At 67.4% G+C, this 17,557-nt stretch carries 14 protein-coding genes and 1 tRNA gene; 11 read left to right on the plus strand and 4 right to left on the minus strand.

Annotation, left to right across the window (positions count from 1 at the left end; translation table 11 throughout):
- Window positions 1-147: 147 nt before the first annotated feature.
- The gene (locus C438_RS15260; RefSeq protein WP_004970558.1) at window positions 148-1,860 is read right to left on the minus strand and encodes an L-lactate permease; all 1,713 of its coding nucleotides are present in this window, start codon (window positions 1,858-1,860) and stop codon (window positions 148-150) included.
- Between the two features lie 372 nt (window positions 1,861-2,232).
- On the opposite strand from C438_RS15260, the gene C438_RS15265 reads away from it, so the two are divergent.
- The 5 genes from C438_RS15265 to C438_RS15285 all read left to right on the plus strand — a co-directional run bounded on the left by C438_RS15265 (window position 2,233) and on the right by C438_RS15285 (window position 8,090).
- Window positions 2,233-2,880 (plus strand): hypothetical protein, encoded by a 648-nt coding sequence (locus C438_RS15265; protein ID WP_004970559.1) that lies wholly within the window; start codon window positions 2,233-2,235, stop codon window positions 2,878-2,880.
- Window positions 2,881-3,002: 122 nt separating this feature from the next.
- Window positions 3,003-4,838 (plus strand): Nramp family divalent metal transporter, encoded by a 1,836-nt coding sequence (locus C438_RS15270; protein ID WP_004970560.1) that lies wholly within the window; start codon window positions 3,003-3,005, stop codon window positions 4,836-4,838.
- Between the two features lie 77 nt (window positions 4,839-4,915).
- On the plus strand, window positions 4,916-5,419 hold the full coding sequence (locus tag C438_RS15275) for a LutC/YkgG family protein (protein WP_004970561.1): 504 nt from the start codon (window positions 4,916-4,918) through the stop codon (window positions 5,417-5,419).
- Window positions 5,412-7,613: an LUD domain-containing protein gene (locus tag C438_RS15280; protein ID WP_004970562.1), complete on the plus strand. Its 2,202-nt coding sequence runs from the start codon at window positions 5,412-5,414 to the stop codon at window positions 7,611-7,613. Before C438_RS15275 ends, C438_RS15280 begins: the two co-directional genes overlap by 8 nt.
- 183 nt (window positions 7,614-7,796) lie before the next feature.
- Window positions 7,797-8,090 carry a PRC-barrel domain-containing protein gene (locus tag C438_RS15285; RefSeq protein ID WP_004041580.1) on the plus strand — a complete coding sequence of 98 codons (294 nt, stop codon included), beginning with the start codon at window positions 7,797-7,799 and terminating at the stop codon, window positions 8,088-8,090.
- 4 nt (window positions 8,091-8,094) lie between these two features.
- On the opposite strand, the gene C438_RS15290 is transcribed toward C438_RS15285, so the two are convergent.
- Window positions 8,095-9,552: a DHH family phosphoesterase gene (locus tag C438_RS15290; RefSeq protein WP_004970563.1), complete on the minus strand. Its 1,458-nt coding sequence runs from the start codon at window positions 9,550-9,552 to the stop codon at window positions 8,095-8,097.
- A 132-nt stretch (window positions 9,553-9,684) separates the two neighbouring features.
- On the opposite strand from C438_RS15290, the gene C438_RS15295 reads away from it, so the two are divergent.
- Together C438_RS15295 and C438_RS15300 are read left to right on the plus strand one after the other, a co-directional pair.
- Window positions 9,685-9,758, plus strand: a tRNA-Lys gene (locus tag C438_RS15295).
- Between the two features lie 122 nt (window positions 9,759-9,880).
- Window positions 9,881-10,111 (plus strand): hypothetical protein, encoded by a 231-nt coding sequence (locus C438_RS15300; RefSeq protein ID WP_004970564.1) that lies wholly within the window; start codon window positions 9,881-9,883, stop codon window positions 10,109-10,111.
- Here the strand turns inward: C438_RS15300 and C438_RS15305 are convergent, their stop codons facing one another.
- Window positions 10,112-10,363: a hypothetical protein gene (locus tag C438_RS15305; RefSeq protein ID WP_004970565.1), complete on the minus strand. Its 252-nt coding sequence runs from the start codon at window positions 10,361-10,363 to the stop codon at window positions 10,112-10,114.
- 119 nt (window positions 10,364-10,482) lie between these two features.
- Between C438_RS15305 and C438_RS15310 the strand changes: the two genes are divergently transcribed.
- From C438_RS15310 to C438_RS15320, 3 genes are all read left to right on the plus strand, one after another.
- Window positions 10,483-11,790 carry an MFS transporter gene (locus C438_RS15310; protein ID WP_004970566.1) on the plus strand — a complete coding sequence of 436 codons (1,308 nt, stop codon included), beginning with the start codon at window positions 10,483-10,485 and terminating at the stop codon, window positions 11,788-11,790.
- Between the two features lie 38 nt (window positions 11,791-11,828).
- Window positions 11,829-12,326: a pyridoxamine 5'-phosphate oxidase family protein gene (locus C438_RS15315; protein ID WP_004970567.1), complete on the plus strand. Its 498-nt coding sequence runs from the start codon at window positions 11,829-11,831 to the stop codon at window positions 12,324-12,326.
- A 78-nt stretch (window positions 12,327-12,404) separates the two neighbouring features.
- The gene (locus tag C438_RS15320; protein WP_004970568.1) at window positions 12,405-13,862 is read left to right on the plus strand and encodes an alpha/beta hydrolase family protein; all 1,458 of its coding nucleotides are present in this window, start codon (window positions 12,405-12,407) and stop codon (window positions 13,860-13,862) included.
- A gap of 14 nt (window positions 13,863-13,876) precedes the next feature.
- Here the strand turns inward: C438_RS15320 and thrS are convergent, their stop codons facing one another.
- Complete coding sequence (gene thrS, locus C438_RS15325) at window positions 13,877-15,808, minus strand: threonine--tRNA ligase (RefSeq protein ID WP_004970569.1); 1,932 nt, start codon at window positions 15,806-15,808, stop codon at window positions 13,877-13,879.
- Between the two features lie 208 nt (window positions 15,809-16,016).
- Between thrS and malQ the strand changes: the two genes are divergently transcribed.
- Entirely contained in the window at window positions 16,017-17,507 is a 1,491-nt protein-coding gene (malQ, locus tag C438_RS15330) for a 4-alpha-glucanotransferase (protein WP_049918141.1), read from the plus strand.
- The last annotated feature ends 50 nt before the right edge of the window (window positions 17,508-17,557 follow it).

A 17,557-nucleotide genomic window follows, 5' to 3' on the forward strand; every position in this document is an offset into this window, starting at 1 on the left:
GCGGGTGGTTTGCGAGTCGATTCGCGGTTCGAGTCGAGCCGGGTCGAGACGGGTCGCCCCGAACCGAATCTGGTCGATTCGGGCCGAGGTAGTTCGGCGAATCGGGGCAGTTCGACCGGGCCGAACCGGGTCGAAAGCGCCGGCCGGTCAGAACACGCCCGGGAACAGCACGTAGCTGAACAGGAGCGTGAGAATGCCGGTCGCGGTTCCGTAGTACAGAAGCGGGATGAGTTCGAGGCGGATGACGCGGCCCTCCTCGCCGACGAGGCCGACGACCGCGAGCGCGGCGACGACGTTGTGGACGGCGATGAGGTTGCCGATGGCCCCGCCGACCGCCTGCGCGCCCAGCATGACGGTCTTCGGCGTGCCGATCTGGTCGGCGACGCCGTACTGGAAGGTGCCGAACAGGATGTCGGAGACGGTGTTCGACCCCGCGAGGAACGCGCCGAACGCGCCGACGAAGGCGGCGAAGAACGGGTAGACGCCGCCCGCGATGCCTGCCATGCCTTCGGAGAGGACGATGAGCATGCTGTCGGTGCCCGTGGCGTTGCCCGACTGGAGCATGATTTGGACGGTCGCGACCGCGAACAACAGCGCGACGACCGCCGGCGTGACTTTCTCGGCGGTCTCCGCCCACGTGGCTTTGACCTGCTTCGCGTCCATGTCGTGGAGGCCGATGGTGACGAGGTGGACCACGAGGAACACCGCGCCGGGCAGGTAGAGCAACTGGAAGTCGCCGGCCAACTCCGTGCCCCAGATGTCGGCGTACTCGAAGACGAGCGTCGACGTGAGGAAGCTCGTCAGCGGGTCGAACACGCGGGTGACGACGAGGAGCGCCGCGACGAGGACGTACGGCGTCCACGCTTTCCACAGCGACATCTGCTGGACCGCACCGCCGTCGGCGGCGACCGCGCCGCCGCGCTGGCTCGTCTCGCCGGGCTGGATGTCGCCGACCCAGTGGTCGGGCCACTCGGTCTGCGGCGCGAAGTCCCACTCCTCGTCGGGGTGGAAGAAGCCGGCTTTGAGCGCGGAGACGGTGAGCAGTAGCCCCACCATCGCGCCGACGAGGCCGGGGAACACCGGCCCGAGGAAGTACGCCGTCAGGAAGTACGGGACCGAGAAGGACGCCCACGCGAACAGCGTGAGGGGAAGCACTGCGAGCGCCGGCTTGATGGAACGCTCTTCGCCGAAGAAGCGCGTCATCATGGCGACGCCGATGAAGGGAAGCAGGATGCCGACGACGACGTGGTTCATCGCCGCGAAGACGGCGATTTCCGAGACCCACTGTTCGACGCCCATGCCCTGCGCGTCGAGCGCGTTCGTGATGACCGGCACGTCGTCGAAGATGTCTATCATCCCGATGATGAGCGGCGTGCCGACCGCGCCGAAGGTGATGGCCATGAGGTTCCCCGTCAGCGCGACCACGACGGCCGCGAGCGGCGGGAAGCCGAGGCCTACGAGGAGCGGGCCGACGATGGCGGCGGGCGTGCCGAAGCCGGCGGCCGCCTCGATGAACGAGCCCATGAGGAACACGAGCAGGACGACCTGCACGCGGCGGTCCTCGCTGATGGAGGCGAAGCCGTTGTTGATGGCGTCGAACGCGCCCGTCTGCTTGAGCGTGTACAGGAGCAAGATAGCTCCGAAGACGATGTACAGGATGTTCGAGGCGGTGATGAAGCCGTTGATGGTCGAGGCGATGACCCACTGCGGCGTCATGCCCCAGCCGAGGACGCCGGCCCCGATTGCGACGACCCACGCGACGGGCATCGCCCGCGTCGCGGGCCAGTACCGCCCGACCATCAGATAGGCGATGGTGATGAGCGGGAGCAGTGCGACGACCGCGTCGGTCGCGTTAACCATGCCGCACACCTCCGCAGTTCGTTCCAGCCTGTTCCGTTCCAGATTCGTGCCTGATGCGGTGCATCGTGGCATCCGCTACACAACCTTTGTGATAAATATCTATCGTTCGTCGCTATTCATGACATATCTCCTGGGGTCGACTTACCCGAAGTACACAACCCAGTACACTCGTGGATATTCGGACAAATACGCGATTAACCGCCGAATTCTGGTTTCACATGGTCTATCCTGTCTGTTCTCGTTCGGAGCCGATTTTGGAAAACCGATTCTCGAAGCGACCACAACACACGTGTTTCACGGCTACAACACACGAGTGTACTGGATGTTCACTCGTGTGCAAAGGCTTATACAGTCGTGTGAACTGGAATTATCATGGACGATGAGTCTCGCGCGCGCTCTCGAAACGAGCACGGACAGTACGTGGGACGCATCTCGCTGGACGCCGTCTTGGACGTGTTCGAGGGGCGCGACGACGCCGCTCGCCCCCTCACCGCCACCGACGTGATGGAGGCGCTCGACTGCTCGCGGCGCACCGCGCACAACAAGCTGAACGAACTCGAAGAACGCGGCGACCTCGCCACCCGGAAGGTCGGCGCTCGGAGCCGGGTGTTCTGGATTCCGATGCCCGCCCGCGAGGAGTCGACTGCGGGGCGGGCCGCCGACTCGACCGACTCGGCTTCGCCCTCCGAAACCGGGGACTCGGGCGAGGCCAAGGCCGACGACCCGGACGACCTCGACCACCCGCCCGCCGTCTCGTCCGCCATCGAGCGCGCGGACCTGCCGGGGAGCGGCCCGATGCTCGACGCCCGCCGGGAGGCGCTGTCGGCGGCGTACCAGTACCTCACCGACCACCCGGAGGCGAAGAAGGCGGATTTCCTGCGGGACGTGTACCACGACTACCCCGCCGGCTTCGAGTCCGCCGAGGGCTGGTGGAACGCGATTCAGCCGGCGCTCAAGCAACTGCCGGGCGTCGACCCGCCGGAAGAGCGCGGCCACATCTGGCACTTCCTCGGCGGGTAGTCCGGTTTTCGAACGCGACAGCCACCCTACGAATTTATACACCATCGGGCCACAATTCCGGCAAACGCATCGATGTCAAGCGATTCGCCGTCCGATAGTTCCGTTCCGGGGTGTCTCGTCTCGTGAGCGACGGTCGACCCGGTTCCGACGCCGACCCGTCCGCGCGGTCGGACGCGCTCGACGACTCGGACGACTCCGGCGCGGACCCCTCGGCGTCCGCGCCCTCGACGGAACCGAGCGTCGCCGGCGGCGACGACGTCTACGCCTCCGAGGTCGAGGGAAAGCAGTACCGCGGGACGTGGTATCTCCCGCTTCGTTACGAGGAGTTGGAGGAGTCCGACGACTCGGACGACTACCCCGAGTCGGGCGAGGGCGGGTCGTTCCGCCTCGCCGACCTCCCGCGGGTCCCCCGCGTCGGCCACGTCGTCGGCCCCTCGGCCATCATGCTCGGGGCGTCGCTCGGGAGCGGCGAGACGCTCTTTTGGCCGGTGTTGACCGCGCAGTACGGCTGGGCGGTGTTCTGGGCGTTCGTCGTCGGCGTCTTCACGCAGTTCCTCATCAACACGGAGCTTCAGCGCTGGACGCTCGCCACCGGCGAGAGCATCTTCCGCGCGTTCGCACGCGTGGGGTCGTACTGGCCGTGGGCGTTCCTCGTCGGCGGCCTCATCAGCCTCGGCTGGCCGGGGTGGGCCGCCGGCGCGGCGCAGGTCGCCACGACGGCGCTCGGACTCGACGGGTCGGTCGCGCTCTTCGGCGCGTCGCTCGCGACGTGGAAACTCGTCGCCGCCGCCCTCATGGGCGTCATCTGGCTCTCGTATCAGGTGTCGTCGGTCATGTACAACGCCGTCGAGGTGTTCCAAATCGGCCTCCTGTTCGTCGCCATCGGCGCGGCCCTGCTCCTCGTCGCCGTCACCGGCTCGTGGGTCGAGTTCGCCGACCTCCCCGCGGCCGCGGGGTCGGTCGGAACGCTCCCCGAGGGACTGGACATCGCGGTCTTCCTCGGCGGTCTCGCCTTCGCCGGCGCGGGCGGCTACCTGAACCTCTCTCAGAGCCTCTGGATGCGGGAGAAGGGCTACGGCATGGGCAACTATCAGGGGCGCGTGAAGAACCCGCTTCGCGGCGACGACCCCGAACCCATCCAGCGCGACGGCTTCGCGTTCCGCCCGACGCTGACGAACCTCCGCCGCTGGCGCGGCTGGTGGCGCGTCGTCCAACTCGAACACCTGCTCACGTTCGTGTTCGGCCTGCTCCTCGTCGCCCCCGCGCTGATGAGCGTCGCCATGCGCTACGCGTCGGGGTCGACCGCCAACGCCATTCAGATGTGGCTCGGCGACGTCGTCCCGCTTCTCGGCCCGGTCGGCTCGTTTCTCGTCTTCGCCGTCCTCTTCGTCGCGCTGTTTACCACCGAGTACGCCATCGTCGAGTCGTTCGTCCGCAACAGCGCCGACGCCCTCTACGAGTCCTACGGTCGCGAGGCCGGCTGGGACCTCCCGAAGCTGTTCTGGCGGCTCCTCACCGCCTTCTGCGTCTGGGGCGTCGTCATCATCCTCCTGTTCAGTTCGCCGTTCGAGGGCCAAGAGCCGTTTTTCTTCCTCGTCGTCGGGGCCGCGATGTCCGGCGTGATAATGTGGCCCTACACCGCGCTCGTCCTCGTGATGAACACGACGCGGCTCCCCGAACACGTCCAACCCGGCTGGGCGCGCGTCGTCGGCATGTGGTGGGCGACGGGCTTCTACGGCTACTTCAGCGTCCTCCTCATCGGGACGTGGCTCAACGGAATCGGGCTCGCGACGTTCCGAACGGTCCCGACGGTCCTCGGGAGCGGGACCGGCGGCTACCTCCTCTGGGCGGGCTACTTGGTCGTGCAGGCCTACGCGGTGACGAAGTCCGCCGCCGGCAAGCGCGAGGCGGCCGGCACGGTCGCCGACGCGGACGAGGCGGTCGGTCGATTCCCCTGACCCAATCCTTCATAATTAACCGACAGAGTGGTGTCTGAACCCGAAGAACGATTATGTAGAACGCGCTAGCTCCACGTATGTCAACCGGCACGGTTGCGACGTTCGAGGACTCGCTCGAACGACTCGAAGTAGGCTGGACACACGCGTCTCCCGATGGGCTGGCGGACGTGCTCGAAGGACTCTGTTCGGACCCGACTATCGGCGTTTCCCTCCCGTACGACGGCGTCGACCTCCCCGACTGGGTGAACATCGACCCGACCCCGGCGGACCTCCGGGAGGCGAACGCGGGCGTCACGGCGGCCGGGCTGGGTATCGCGGACTACGGGAGCGTCGTCGTGCAGGGCACGCCCGACGGCGTCGAACCCGTGAGCCTGTTCGGCGACCTCCACGTTGCCGTCCTCCGGCGGTCGGACATCGTCCCCGGCATGCCCGAGGCGTTCGACTGGCTGGGCGAGGAGTTCCGCACGGGACACCCCTCGGCCATCATCGCCACCGGTCCCAGCGCCACCGCCGACATGGGCGCGCTGGTGAAGGGAGCGCACGGTCCGAAGGAAGTCCACGTGGTGATTCTCGATGAGTAAGGCGCGCGAGGCCAAGGCGGCGAAGATTCGACAGTTGATGGAGACCGAGGGCGACGCCGTCGGCACGAGCACCCGCGGGTTCAACGAGGGGCGCTACCAGTCGGTCCAGACGCTCGACGACTACGAGGGGCTGAAGTCGGAGGCGCGGGCCATCAAGGAAGACGCCATCGAACGGCTCCCCGAACTCATCGACCAACTGCGCGAGACCGTCGAATCGAACGGTGGCACGCTCTACATCGCCGACGACGCGGCCGACGCGAACCAGTACATCCGCGAGGTCTGCGAGGACAAAGAGGCAGAGCGCGTCGTCAAGTCGAAGTCGATGACCTCCGAGGAGATAGAGGTCAACGAGGACCTCGAGGCCGCCGACATCGACGTGGTCGAGACCGACCTCGGCGAGTGGGTCCTGCAGGTCGCAGACGAGTCGCCGTCGCACATCGTCGCGCCCGCCATCCACAAGTCGCGGGAGGCCATCGCCGACCTGTTCAACGAGGCGTTCGACCCCGACGAACCCCTCGAAACCGCCGAGGAACTCACCATGTTCGCCCGCGAACGGCTCGGCGAACTCATCGAGGGCGCGGACGTGGGGATGACCGGCGCGAACTTCATCACCGCCGACACCGGGACGATGGCGCTCGTCACCTCCGAGGGCAACGCCCGGAAGACCGCCGTCGTGCCCGACACGCACGTCGCGGTCGCCGGCGTCGAGAAGGTCATTCCGACCGTCGAGGACCTCCGGCCCTTCGTCGAACTCATCGGCAAGTCGGGGACGGGACAGGACATCACCTCCTACATCTCGCTTCTGACGCCGCCGGTCGAGTCGCCGACCGTCGACTTCGACGCCCCCGACACGCCGCTTTCGGCGACCGAGACGGACCGCGACTTCCATCTCGTGCTCATCGACAACGGGCGGTTCGACATGCGCGAGGACGACCAACTCCGCGAGACGCTCTACTGCATCCGGTGTTCGGCGTGTTCCAACGTCTGCGCCAACTTCCAGCACGTCGGCGGCCACGCCTTCGGCGGCGAGACCTACTCCGGCGGCATCGGCACCGGCTGGGAGGCCGGCGTCGAGGGCCTCGACAGCGCCGCGGAGTTCAACGACCTCTGTACCGGCTGTAGCCGGTGTACCACCGCCTGCCCGGTCGAAATCGACATCCCGTGGATAAACACGGTCGTCCGCGACCGGGTCAACCGCGGCGAGGTGTCCGAACTCGACTGGCTCGTCGAGGGACTCACCCCCGACGAGGAACCCGGCGGCGTCAGCCTCCAGAAGCGCTTCTTCGGCAACTTCGAGACGGCCGCGAAGGTCGGGAGCTTCTTCGCGCCCGTCTCCAACTGGGCCGCCGGCCTCGACGTCTCCCGCGACCTCATGGAGCGGTTCCTCGGTATCGACGCCCGCCGCGAACTCCCCGAATTCCAGCGCGAGACGCTGAAAGACTGGTTCGAGAGCCGCACCTCGCGGGTCGACGACCCGGTCCGCACCGCCGTCCTCTATCCCGACGTGTACACGAACCACGTGCAGGTCGAACGCGGCAAGGCCGCGGTCCGCGCCCTCGAAGCTCTCGGCGTCGACGTCATCGTCCCCGACGTTCGCTCGTCGGGTCGCGCCCCGCTCTCGCAGGGCATGATTGCGACCGCCGAGGACCACGCCCACGACGTGTACGCCGGCCTCGCGGAGCACATCGACGACGGCCGCGACATCGTCGTCATCGAGCCGTCCGACCTCGCGATGTTCCGAACCGAGTACGAGAAGTTCCTGCCCGAGAAGTCCTTCGAGCGCATCTCGGAGGCCAGCTACGAGGTCATGGAGTACGTCTTCGGCCTGCTGGACAACGGCGCTGACGCCGACGCGCTCTCGGCCGGTGCGGGCGAGGAAGTCGCCTACCACAGCCACTGCCAACAGCGCACGCTCGGCCTCGAAGGCCACACCGAGGCCGTCCTCTCGGACCTCGGTTACGACGTCGCCACGTCCGACGTGGAGTGCTGTGGCATGGCCGGCTCGTTCGGCTACAAGTCCGAGTACTACGAACTCAGCGTCGACGTCGGCTCCGAGCTACAGGGGCAGTTCCAGACCGACGAGAACGGGGACCGCACGGTCGTCGCCAGCGGCACCTCCTGTCTCGAACAGCTCGACTCGCTCCTCAGCCGCCCGATGCAACACCCGATTCAACTGGTCGCGCCGCGGCGGTAACGCGCCCCCGACTCGGCTCCTGTCTCGGTCGTCGTTCGCGGCGACTCGCCCCCGTCTTCTCAACTGAAGGACACGTCTTCGTCCGGTGATTTCCCGCCGGCGTCGGACGCCCGTCTGCCGCGCGTCTGCGCCCCGACTCGCGGGCTACGAACAATTAAGACCCGGCATCCCATGTTGGCGGATATGGACGGGACGCCCGAAGAGATTACGACGCTCGTAGGCCGGGAGGTCTACTCGAACAACGGTGTGTTCGTCGGCGAGGTCGAAGACGTCCGCCTCGACTTGGACCACGAGACGGTCACCGGCCTCGCGTTGACGGCGCTGAACGACGAACTGTTCCGCAATCAGATCGAACCCGGGAAGGGCGTTCTCATCCCGTATCGGTGGGTCCGCGCCGTCGGCGACGTCATCCTCATCAACGACGTCATCGAGCGCCTGAAGAACCCAGAAGAAGACGAAGAGTCGCTCGTCGCCTGACGTTCTAACTCCCGTTTCCGCTCTCGCCGCCCTCGACGCCCATCGCACGGAAGAGCTTGCGCTTTACCGCCTCCTCGGTGAGTTGGAGGAGCGTGTCGCGGTTGTCGTCGTTGGACTCGATGCCCGTGAAGATGCCGAGCGGAATCTCGACGGAGCCCTGCGTGGAGTGGCCGCCGGCCTCGCCGATGCCGGTGAAGGCGTCGCTCAGAATCTTCCCGATGTTCATGCGGATGTCCTTCGACCGCGCCGCGAGGTAGATGGTGTCGTCGGCGATGCCGAAGACGGCCGTCGTGGTGATGCCCTCCAGATTGAGGAGGTGCTGGGCCGCCTGCGTCAGCGCGTCGCGGTCGCGGATGAACCCCGCGTTCGAGACGAGATGCGAGCCCTGCACGTCGCGGTTCTGGATGGCCTCGGCGAGCACGTCCAGCGTCTCCGGCGACATCGACGGCGACTCGACTTTCTCCAGCGTGTCGTGGTCGGCGAAGGGGTAGAGGTACGCCGCCGCGGTCAGGTCGGCTGGGGTGGTGTCGCGCTTGAAGTCGAGCGTCTCGGCTCGAATCCCGTAGAGAAGCGCCGTGGCGACCGCCTGCGACGGGCTGAGGTCGAACTCCTGGATGTACTTCGTGAGAATCGTCGAGGTCGACGAGACGTTCGGCCGCACGTCGGTAAAGCGGGCGTCGATGCCGTCGTCGGGTTCGAAGTGGTCGATAAAGACCGTGATATCGGCGTCGCCGAGGTCGGGCATCCCCGACTTCATGTGGTCGACGAGCGCGACCGCGCCGTACTCTTCGAGCGGCTTCGAGTCGCTCCGCGGGGTGAGTTCGATGCCGAGGATGTTCACGAACGCCCGGTTCTCCTGGTGGCCCATGTCGCCCGAGTAGAGGATGTCGGCTTCGACGTCGTACTCGCGGGCGATGGCTTGGAGGGCGACCGCCGAGGCGAGCGAGTCGGGGTCGGGGTTGTCGTGGGTGAGGATGGCCATCCCGTGGTCGGTGTCACGCAGGATATCGGCCAGTTGGCGGGCCTTGTATTCGAGTTCGCCGGACTCGACGCTCCGGAGCGCGGAGTCGGCGATGACCTCCGAGGGGTTGATGACCACGTCGGCACCGAGCTTCGTCAGTTCGTCCTCTGAGACGGGGTCGGAGGCGCGGACGACGATGAACTGGTCTTCGTCGCGGTCGCGGATGGTCGAGACGGCGGCCTTGTTGGCCTCGACGTCCGACGAGAGGATGAGAATCACGTCGCGTCCGGTGACGGCGTCGGCGAGCTCCGGGTCGGCGATGTTCGTGGTCTGCGCGTTCAAGTCCTGGTCGCGCAGGGCTTCGACGCGGCTTTCGTCCTTGTCGAGGATGAGGACGTCTTTTCCCTCGTCTGTCAGTTCCTCGGCGACCGCGTGCCCGACGCTCCCACAGCCGAGTATCGCGTACGTAGACATCGAGGAAATGCTGACCCCTGCACTCATCGTTGCCCGCTACTCCGGCCGGCCGCCACTTAACACCCACCGTTTGTCCGTTGTTTCGCGCGTGTGCGTCCCTGCCGTCGTCGTACAGAAAGGAAAGTCATTTTACCTACCGGCAGTTACGAGAGATTGCAAGGGCCGGTAGCTCAGTTAGGCAGAGCGTCTGACTCTTAATCAGACGGTCGCGTGTTCAAATCGCGTCCGGCCCACTACCTTCCTTCCAGACCAGCTCCGACAGCCGAGGCTTTCTGTCTATATCACTCGGATAGCTGATAGGTGAGTGGCTTCCCACCCTCGGATGTTTTATGTCCCGCTCCGAACGCTACCGACTATGAACCAGAGCGACAGGACCGAACTGGTCCTCGTCTCCATCACGCTTCTCGTCGCCATCGTCTTCGGACTGGCCACGGGCGTCGAGGACCACTTCGACCCCGGCCGGTTCCTTGCGGTTCTCACCCCGGACTTCGGGGTGCTTTTCGGTTCCGACGTCGTCGCCGGCGCGGTGCTCGTGGTGCTGTTCGGCGGCCTCGCGGTCGGCGCGAAACTGCTTTTCGACTCCTGACTACCACCCGAGTGCGACCCACGAGTTCCCGCGCCCCGGCGACGGCGCGAGCCGAAGCGGGAACTCCGCGCCAGCCGCCGTCGAAGCGAGTCGCTCCCGCAGGTCCGACGTCGCACACGCCACCACGGTGCGAAGCTCTCCGGTCTCGACCACGCGGACGGTCATCGCCCCGTGGTCGTTCATCTCCCGCTCGATCCGAACGAGACGCGTCTCCGAGCCTCTCGCCGCCGTCTCTCCACCCACCTGTTCCATATCATATGTCATTTGTCCTGAAAGATAAAGCCCACTGCCGCTATCTGACGGGCTTTTAGGTCGCCGACGGTGACCGCCGGTTCCGGAACCTCTTTTCGCCGGTTGGCCGCACACAGCCCATGGACCGCACCCGTCTCAGATTCTGGACGCTGTATCTCACTCGATTCGCCGGGGGGTTCGGCTTCATCACGCTCGTCACCCTGCTTCCGAAGTACATCAACGAACTCGACCCGAGCGCGGTCCTCGTGCCCGAGTTCGCCCTCGGCGGGCTCGTGCTCGGCGGTTTCTCCCTCTCACGAGGGTTCGTCATCGGGATGTTCACCACCGGCTTCACGCTCGCCCAGACCGTCGCCGTCGTGCCGCTGTCGTGGGCCGGCGACCGCTACGACAAACGCCTCGTCCTCGCCGGGACGGTCGGTCTCGGCGCGGTTGTCTACGCCGCTTTTCCGCTCGTCGACTCCAGTCTCTCGTTTATCGTCGCGCGGGCCGCACAGGGCGTCGCCGTCACCGGCGCGGGGCTGATGTCGCTCGCGCTCGTCGGCGAACTCGCCCGCGAGGGGACGCGCGCGAACCACATCGGGAAGGCGAACGCCGCCCGCTTTGCGGCCTCAATCCTCGGGAGTATCAGCGCCGGCGTCCTCTACGACCTGTTCGGCTTCACGCCCATCTTCATCGTCATCACGATTCTCCTGAGCATCGCCGTCGTCGCTATCTGGGTGTTCCTCCCGCCGGACGAGACCCGCGTCCGCGGCTTTCCCTTCACTGACCTCGCGCTCAACGAGCGCATCCTGACGATGGCGACGTTTCGCGTCCAGTACGCCGTCGCGGTCACTCTCGTCCGGACGTGGGTGCCCATCTACGCCGGCGTTGCCGCGGCCTCCGGCGGCCTCGAATACGGCGGTATCGCCGTCGCCGCCACCGTCGTCGCCGAGAAGTTCACCAACATGCTCTGTCAGCCCTACACCGGCCGCGTCTCCGACGGGTACGGCCGCGCGCGGTTCGTCTTCGTCGGCGGCGGCCTCTACGGCCTCATCGCGCTCGCCGTCCCCTTCTCGCCCGCCGTCGGCGAGGCGCTCGCGCTCCCCGCGGCGTTCCCCCTCCTCGGTCCGCTCTCGCCCGCGTTCCTCCCGCTCGTCGGCCTCGCGGGTCTGCTCGGCATCGCCGACAGCCTCCGCGAACCGGCCAGCATGGCGCTTTTCGCCGACGAGGGCTCCGGCGGCGCGGGCGTCGCCAGTAGCTTCGGCATCCGCGAACTCCTCTGGCGGCCCGGGAGCGTCGTCGCGCCCCTTCTCGGCGGCTACCTCATGGCCGAAGTCGGCATGGAGTGGGTGTTCTTCGTCGGCGGCGCGACGGCCATCACCGGCGTCCTCGCCTTCCTCGCGGCCCTGACGTGGACCCACGGGACCGACGCGCTCACGGCGTGGTAGGGTTTCGCGCTTAACCTCTCGCGGCCCCTCCCTCTTTCATGCCTGCCGACGAGCCGCCGGCGACCACCCGCGACCGCCCTGAGACCGAAGCGAGTTACGGCATTCCCGACTCGAAGGGAGGGCTTCTAGAGTGGCGTGTCGTCGAAACCGCGTTCGCCGACGGCGAGGTGTTCTGGGTCGCGACGACCCGCCCCGACGGTCGACCGCACGCCCGCCCGGTCTGGGGCGTCTGGGTCGACGGCGCGTTCCACTGCGGCGGCGGCGAGCGAACCAGATGGGTCAGGAACCTCGTGCGCGACCCGCGCCTCGCGGTCCACACGGAAAGCGGGACCGACGTGGTCATCCTCGAAGGCGTCGCCGAGCGACTGGACGCGGAGACCGCCGACGAGGCCACGCTCGCCCGCGTCGACGACGCCTACGAGGCGAAGTACGGGATTCGCCACGGGACGCCGGTGTTCCGGGTTCGACCCGAGCGCGCGCTGGCGTGGTCCGGCTTTCCCGCCGACGCGACGCGCTGGCGGTTCGACTCGGACTGAGCGCCGGCCGACCCCGACCGTTCTCACTCTCCGACACGCGGGCCTAGGGTCATTATCGTGTCACTCGTATCACACCGTATGGACCATCTCGAAACCCCGGCGGTACACCGGTTGCTCACCTCCCCCGCCGGCCGACTGCTGACCTCGCGCCCGTTCGAGGCGTTCAAGACACGCTCGCTCCCCCGCGAGTTCGCGGTCGTCCGCGCTCGCGCCGCGGCCGACGTGGCGCTCTCGGAGGGGCCGGAAGCGTACCTCCGCGAGGTCGGCGCGCCGCCCGCGCCGCACCTCCACGACCGAATCGAACGCGCTCTCGCGCGGTACGCCCGCCTCCGGGGCGCGTACGTCGAGACGATGGACCGCTGGGAGCAGGTGTTCTGGGGCGACGGCGAGTCGACGCCCGACGAGCGCGTCGCCGTCGAGCGAGAGCGCCGCGAGGTGTCGGAACGGCGGGCCAAACCGACCGACATCTTCGGCTTCCTCTCGAAGGAACACCTCGTGCCGCCGGTGAAGTTCGAGACGCCCTCGCCCGAGGACGCGCGGACCCGCTGGAACCACGAACTCGCCGAACCCGAGCGACTGTACGGCTTCGCCGAGTCCAGCGCGGCCGAGGAGTTCCCCCGCGTCGAGCGCTCGGCGACCGTCCGCGGGCCGGGAACCGCCGAGTACCTGCTTCGCTTCCGGTCGCCGTCGCCGCACCTCAGCGACCGGGCGACCGCGCGGGTGTACGAACCCGTCGACATCGACGCCAACGCCGGCGGCGACGCCGACCTGCCGACGCTCATCTTCCACTCCGGGTGGGGGATGTTCGACGACCAACTCACCTACTGGCCCGAAGAGGAGTACGTCGCGCGCGCGCTCGCCCCAGAGGGCTACCGGGTCATCCTCCCCGACGCGCCGTGGCACGGCCGCCGCGAGCTACTCGGTCGGTACAGCGGCGAGCCCTACATCGCCCGCGCGCCCGTCGGGCTGTTCACGCTCTACTCGGCGGCCGCGCTGGAGACCGCCGTCCTCACCGACTGGGCGCGGACCGAGGGCGCGCCGGTCGTCGGCGTCGGCGGCGTCAGCCTCGGCGGCACAATCGCGCTCCACGTCGGCGGCCGGTGCGGCGACTGGCCGGAGTCGATGCGCCCCGACCTGCTGTTCCCCGTGGGGATGCCCGGCGCAATCGACCAGACGCTCCTCTCGGGGGCGCTCACGGAACTGCTCGACATCGACGACGCGCTCGACGCCGCCGGCTGGACCGGCGAGGCGCTCCACGAGTTCGCGCCGCTTTTGAACCCGCCGAAAGAGCCGTGTCTCGCGCCCGAACGCGTCTTCCCGTTCATCGGGACCCGCGACGAGATGGCACCCACCTCGACGGCGCGCGCGCTCCTCGACGAGTGGGGCGTCCCGAGGCCGAACCGCCGCGAGTGGGACTGCGGACACTTCGGCGTGCTCGCGAACCTCATCAGAGACGAGTCGTTCCGAACGACGGTCCGGCGAGAGTTGGACGCGGCGGCGCGGAACCGCCGAAACAGAGAATCAGTCGCGGTCTAAGCGGACCGAGAGCCTCACTCCTCGTCGGCGAGGAAGTCGGGCTCGGGGCGCTTTTCGTCGTATTCGCTGTGGAGGTGGTCACGGAACGTCTCGACGCTCACGTCCTTGGCCTCCCGCTCTTTGCGGTCGCGGACGGAGATGGTTCCGGCCTCCTCCTCGTCGCCGCCGACGATGACCATGTACGGGACGCGGTCGGTCTGGGCCTCGCGAATCTTCCGGCCGAGCGTCCACGAGCGGTCCTCGATGTCGACGCGGAAGTCGCCGAGTTCGTACTGGAGCTTCTTCGCGTACCCCATCTGGTCGTCCGAGATGGGCAGGATGCGGACCTGCTCGGGCGCGAGCCAGAACGGGAACTTGCCGTTGAAGTGCTCGATGAGGACCATGAAGAAGCGCTCGTAACTGCCGTAGAGCGCGCGGTGAATCATCACCGGCTGGTGGTCCTCGTTGTCCTCGCCCGTGTAGGTGAGGTCGAAGCGGTCGGGCATGTTGAAGTCGAGTTGGACCGTCGGGCCGTCCCACTTGCGACCGAGGGCGTCCTTGAACGCGAAGTCGATTTTCGGGCCGTAGAACGCGCCGTCGCCGGCCTCGATGCCGTAGTCGATGCCGCTGTCGTCGAGCACCGCGCGGAGTTGCGTCTCCGCCTGCTCCCAGATTTCGTCGCTCCCGACGGACTTCTCGGGGCGCGTGGCGAGCGCGACTTCGGCGTCCAGCCCGAACGTGTCGAACACCGACAAGATGTTGTCGATGATGAGGTTGATTTCGTCTTCAATCTGGTCGGGGCGGACGAACAGGTGGCCGTCGTCGATGGTGAAAGACCAGACGCGCGAGAGGCCCGACAGCTCGCCGCGCTGTTCCTTCCGGTACACCTTCCCGTCTTCGAAGTAGCGCACCGGCAGGTCGCGGTACGACCACGACTGCTGGTCGAAGATGGTCGCGTGACCGGGGCAGTTCATCGGCTTCAGGCCGTACTCCTCGTCGTTCACGTCGAGGAGGAACATGTCGTCGACGTAGTTCTCGTAGTGGCCCGACTTCTTCCACAGCTCCGTCCGGAACAGGTGGGGCGTCTCGACGGGGTCGTAGCCCGCGTCGAGATTGAGCTGTTTCGCGTAGTCCGCGAGCTCGTCGAGGATGCGCTTGCCGTTCGGCTGGTACAGCGGCAGGCCCGGCCCCGTCGTCTCGTCGATGGCGAACAGGTTCAGCTCCTGGCCGAGCTTCCGGTGGTCGCGCTCCTTGGCCTCCTCGCGCATGTCGAGGAACTCTTCGAGGTCGGACTCGGACTCGAAGGCCGTGCCGTAGACGCGCGTCAGCGTGTCGTTTTCCTCGTCGCCGCGCCAGTAGGCCGCGGAGATATTCAGGAGCTTGACCGCGCCGATTTCGCCCGTCGATTCGACGTGCGGGCCCTTACAGAGGTCCTCGAACTCGCCCTGCTGGTAGAACGACAGCTCGTCGTCGCCGGCGGCCTCGTCTTCGAGGATGTCGCGCTTGTAGGGGTTGTCGGCGTACTTTTCGAGGGCCTCCTCGCGGTCGACGAGGACGCGCTCGATGTCGAGGTCCTCCTCGATGATGTCGCGCATCTCGTCTTCGATGGCTTCGAGGTCCTCCTGTTCGAGGTCGACGCTCGTCACGTCGTAGTAGAAGCCGTCGTCCGTCCACGGGCCGATGGTCAGCTTGGCCTCGGGGTGGAGCCGCTGGAGGGCCTGCGCGAAGACGTGGGCCGCCGAGTGGCGGAGCACGTCCAGATACTCGTCGGACTGGTCGGTGACGATGACGAGGTCCGCGCCGTCGTGGAGCGGCGTCTCCTTGTCCACGAGCTCGCCATCGACGACGCCGGCGACGGTGTCCTTGCCGAGGCCGGGGCCGATTGCGAACGCGGCGTCTCGCACCGTCGCACCCTCCTCGACGGAGAGTTCCGTCCCGTCGGGGAGGATGACAGCGATATCACTCATACGCGCACGGAACGGACGGGGGAGAATAAGTGTTGTTGAGACGGGCGCGAGCCATGCCCGCTCGCGGCCGATTTCGTGCGATTTGCTAGCACAACTTCGGCGGCGGGCGGCGGTGTGGGACCGTCCCCATCCCTGCGGTCGCGCCGTCGTCGTCGGCTCGCTGTTTCGACCCAAAGTACCAATTGGGTCGCCCGCGGACCCTGTGAGTATGCGACTTTCTCGACAGAGCGGGGTGTTCATGCACGTCACCTCGGTCCCGGGGCCCCACGGCATCGGCGATCTCGGCGACGGCGCGCGCGCCTTCGTGGACTTCCTCGCCGACGCCGAACAGTCGATGTGGCAGTTCTGCCCCCTCGGGCCGACCGAACCCGCCATGGCGAACTCGCCGTACCAGTCGACCTCCTCGTTCGCCGGTAACCCGCTTCTCATCGACCTCACCGACCTCGCGGAGCGCGGGTGGCTCACCGACGACGACCTCGGACCCGTCCCCGACTTCGACCCTCACGCGGTCGACTACGAGCGCGTCGGCGAGTACAAGCGCTCCCGGCTCCGCGTCGCCTTCGACCGCTTCGACGCCGAGGCCACGGATGACGACCGCGCCGCCTTCGACGCCTTCCGCGAGCGCGAGGCCGGCTGGCTCGACGACTACGCGCTGTTCGCCGCCCTGAAAGACGAGTTCCGGCGGGCGTGGATAGACTGGCCGACCGAGCTGAAGACCCGCGACCCCGACGCGCTCGCCGACGCCCGCGCGGAGTACGCCGACGAGATTCGCTACCGCGAGTTCGTCCAGTTCTGCTTCGACGAGCAGTGGCGCGCGCTCGCCGACTACGCCGACGAGAAGGGAATCACCCTCGTCGGCGACCTCCCCATCTACGTCGCGCTCGACAGCGCCGACGTGTGGGCCGCCCCCGAGGCGTTCGACCTCACGGAGTCGAACGAGCCGGCCGTGGTCGCCGGCGTCCCCCCGAACCCGAACGACTCCGGCCAGCGGTGGGGCAACCCGCTGTACGACTGGGAGACGCTCCGCGAGGACGGTTACGGCTGGTGGCTCGACCGCCTCCGCCGGCTGTTCGACCTCGTGGACGTGACCCGCATCGACCACTTCAAGGGGTTCGACGAGTTCTGGGCCATCGACGCCGACTCCGACGACCCCGGCGACGGCGAGTGGCGCGACGCGCCCGGCCACGACTTCTTCGAGACGGTCGAGCGCGAACTGGGCGACCTCCCCTTCATCGTCGAGGACCTCGGCTTCCTCGACGCCTCGCTCGTCGACCTCCGCGACCGGTTCGCCTTCCCCGGCATGCGCGTCCCGCAGTACGCCGACTGGTGCCGTGAGGGCGACATGTACCAGCCGATGCACTACCCCGAGAGCTCCGTCGCCTACACCTCGACGCACGACACCGACACGTTCGTCGGCTACTACCGCGACCTCGACGACCGCACCCGCGACTGCCTCCACTACAACATCGGCGCGGACGGCTCGGAGATTCACTGGTCTATCATCGACGCCGTCTGGAACTCCGCGTCCGTCCTCGCGTTCACGACGACGCAGGACCTCCTCGGCCTCGGCTCCGACACCCGCTTCAACACGCCCGGCACGCAGACCGGCAACTGGGAGTGGCGCGTCACCCGCGAGGGCCTCGACGACGGCGTCGCCGACCGCCTCGCGACCCTCACGGACCTCCACATCCGCAACTGAGGTCGCCGCCGCCCCTCGCATCGGTTCGACTACACCTTTTTGGGTCGCCC

The sequence above is a fragment of the Haloferax denitrificans ATCC 35960 genome (assembly GCF_000337795.1).
GTDB classification, from domain to species: Archaea; Halobacteriota; Halobacteria; order Halobacteriales; family Haloferacaceae; genus Haloferax; species Haloferax denitrificans.

Excerpts from the sequence above, each read along its gene's own strand:
- C438_RS15285 (WP_004041580.1), top strand. The coding sequence starts at position 7,797 with ATGGACGGGACGCCCGAAGAGATTACGACGCTCGTAGGCCGGGAGGTC.
- C438_RS15280 (WP_004970562.1), top strand. The coding sequence starts at position 5,412 with ATGAGTAAGGCGCGCGAGGCCAAGGCGGCGAAGATTCGACAGTTGATG.
- C438_RS15315 (WP_004970567.1), top strand. The coding sequence starts at position 11,829 with ATGCCTGCCGACGAGCCGCCGGCGACCACCCGCGACCGCCCTGAGACC.
- C438_RS15300 (WP_004970564.1), top strand. The coding sequence starts at position 9,881 with ATGAACCAGAGCGACAGGACCGAACTGGTCCTCGTCTCCATCACGCTT.
- C438_RS15310 (WP_004970566.1), top strand. The coding sequence starts at position 10,483 with ATGGACCGCACCCGTCTCAGATTCTGGACGCTGTATCTCACTCGATTC.
- C438_RS15265 (WP_004970559.1), top strand. The coding sequence starts at position 2,233 with ATGGACGATGAGTCTCGCGCGCGCTCTCGAAACGAGCACGGACAGTAC.
- C438_RS15305 (WP_004970565.1), bottom strand. The coding sequence starts at position 10,363 with ATGGAACAGGTGGGTGGAGAGACGGCGGCGAGAGGCTCGGAGACGCGT.
- malQ (WP_049918141.1), top strand. The coding sequence starts at position 16,017 with ATGCGACTTTCTCGACAGAGCGGGGTGTTCATGCACGTCACCTCGGTC.
- C438_RS15290 (WP_004970563.1), bottom strand. The coding sequence starts at position 9,552 with ATGAGTGCAGGGGTCAGCATTTCCTCGATGTCTACGTACGCGATACTC.
- C438_RS15275 (WP_004970561.1), top strand. The coding sequence starts at position 4,916 with ATGTCAACCGGCACGGTTGCGACGTTCGAGGACTCGCTCGAACGACTC.
- thrS (WP_004970569.1), bottom strand. The coding sequence starts at position 15,808 with ATGAGTGATATCGCTGTCATCCTCCCCGACGGGACGGAACTCTCCGTC.
- C438_RS15260 (WP_004970558.1), bottom strand. The coding sequence starts at position 1,860 with ATGGTTAACGCGACCGACGCGGTCGTCGCACTGCTCCCGCTCATCACC.
- C438_RS15320 (WP_004970568.1), top strand. The coding sequence starts at position 12,405 with ATGGACCATCTCGAAACCCCGGCGGTACACCGGTTGCTCACCTCCCCC.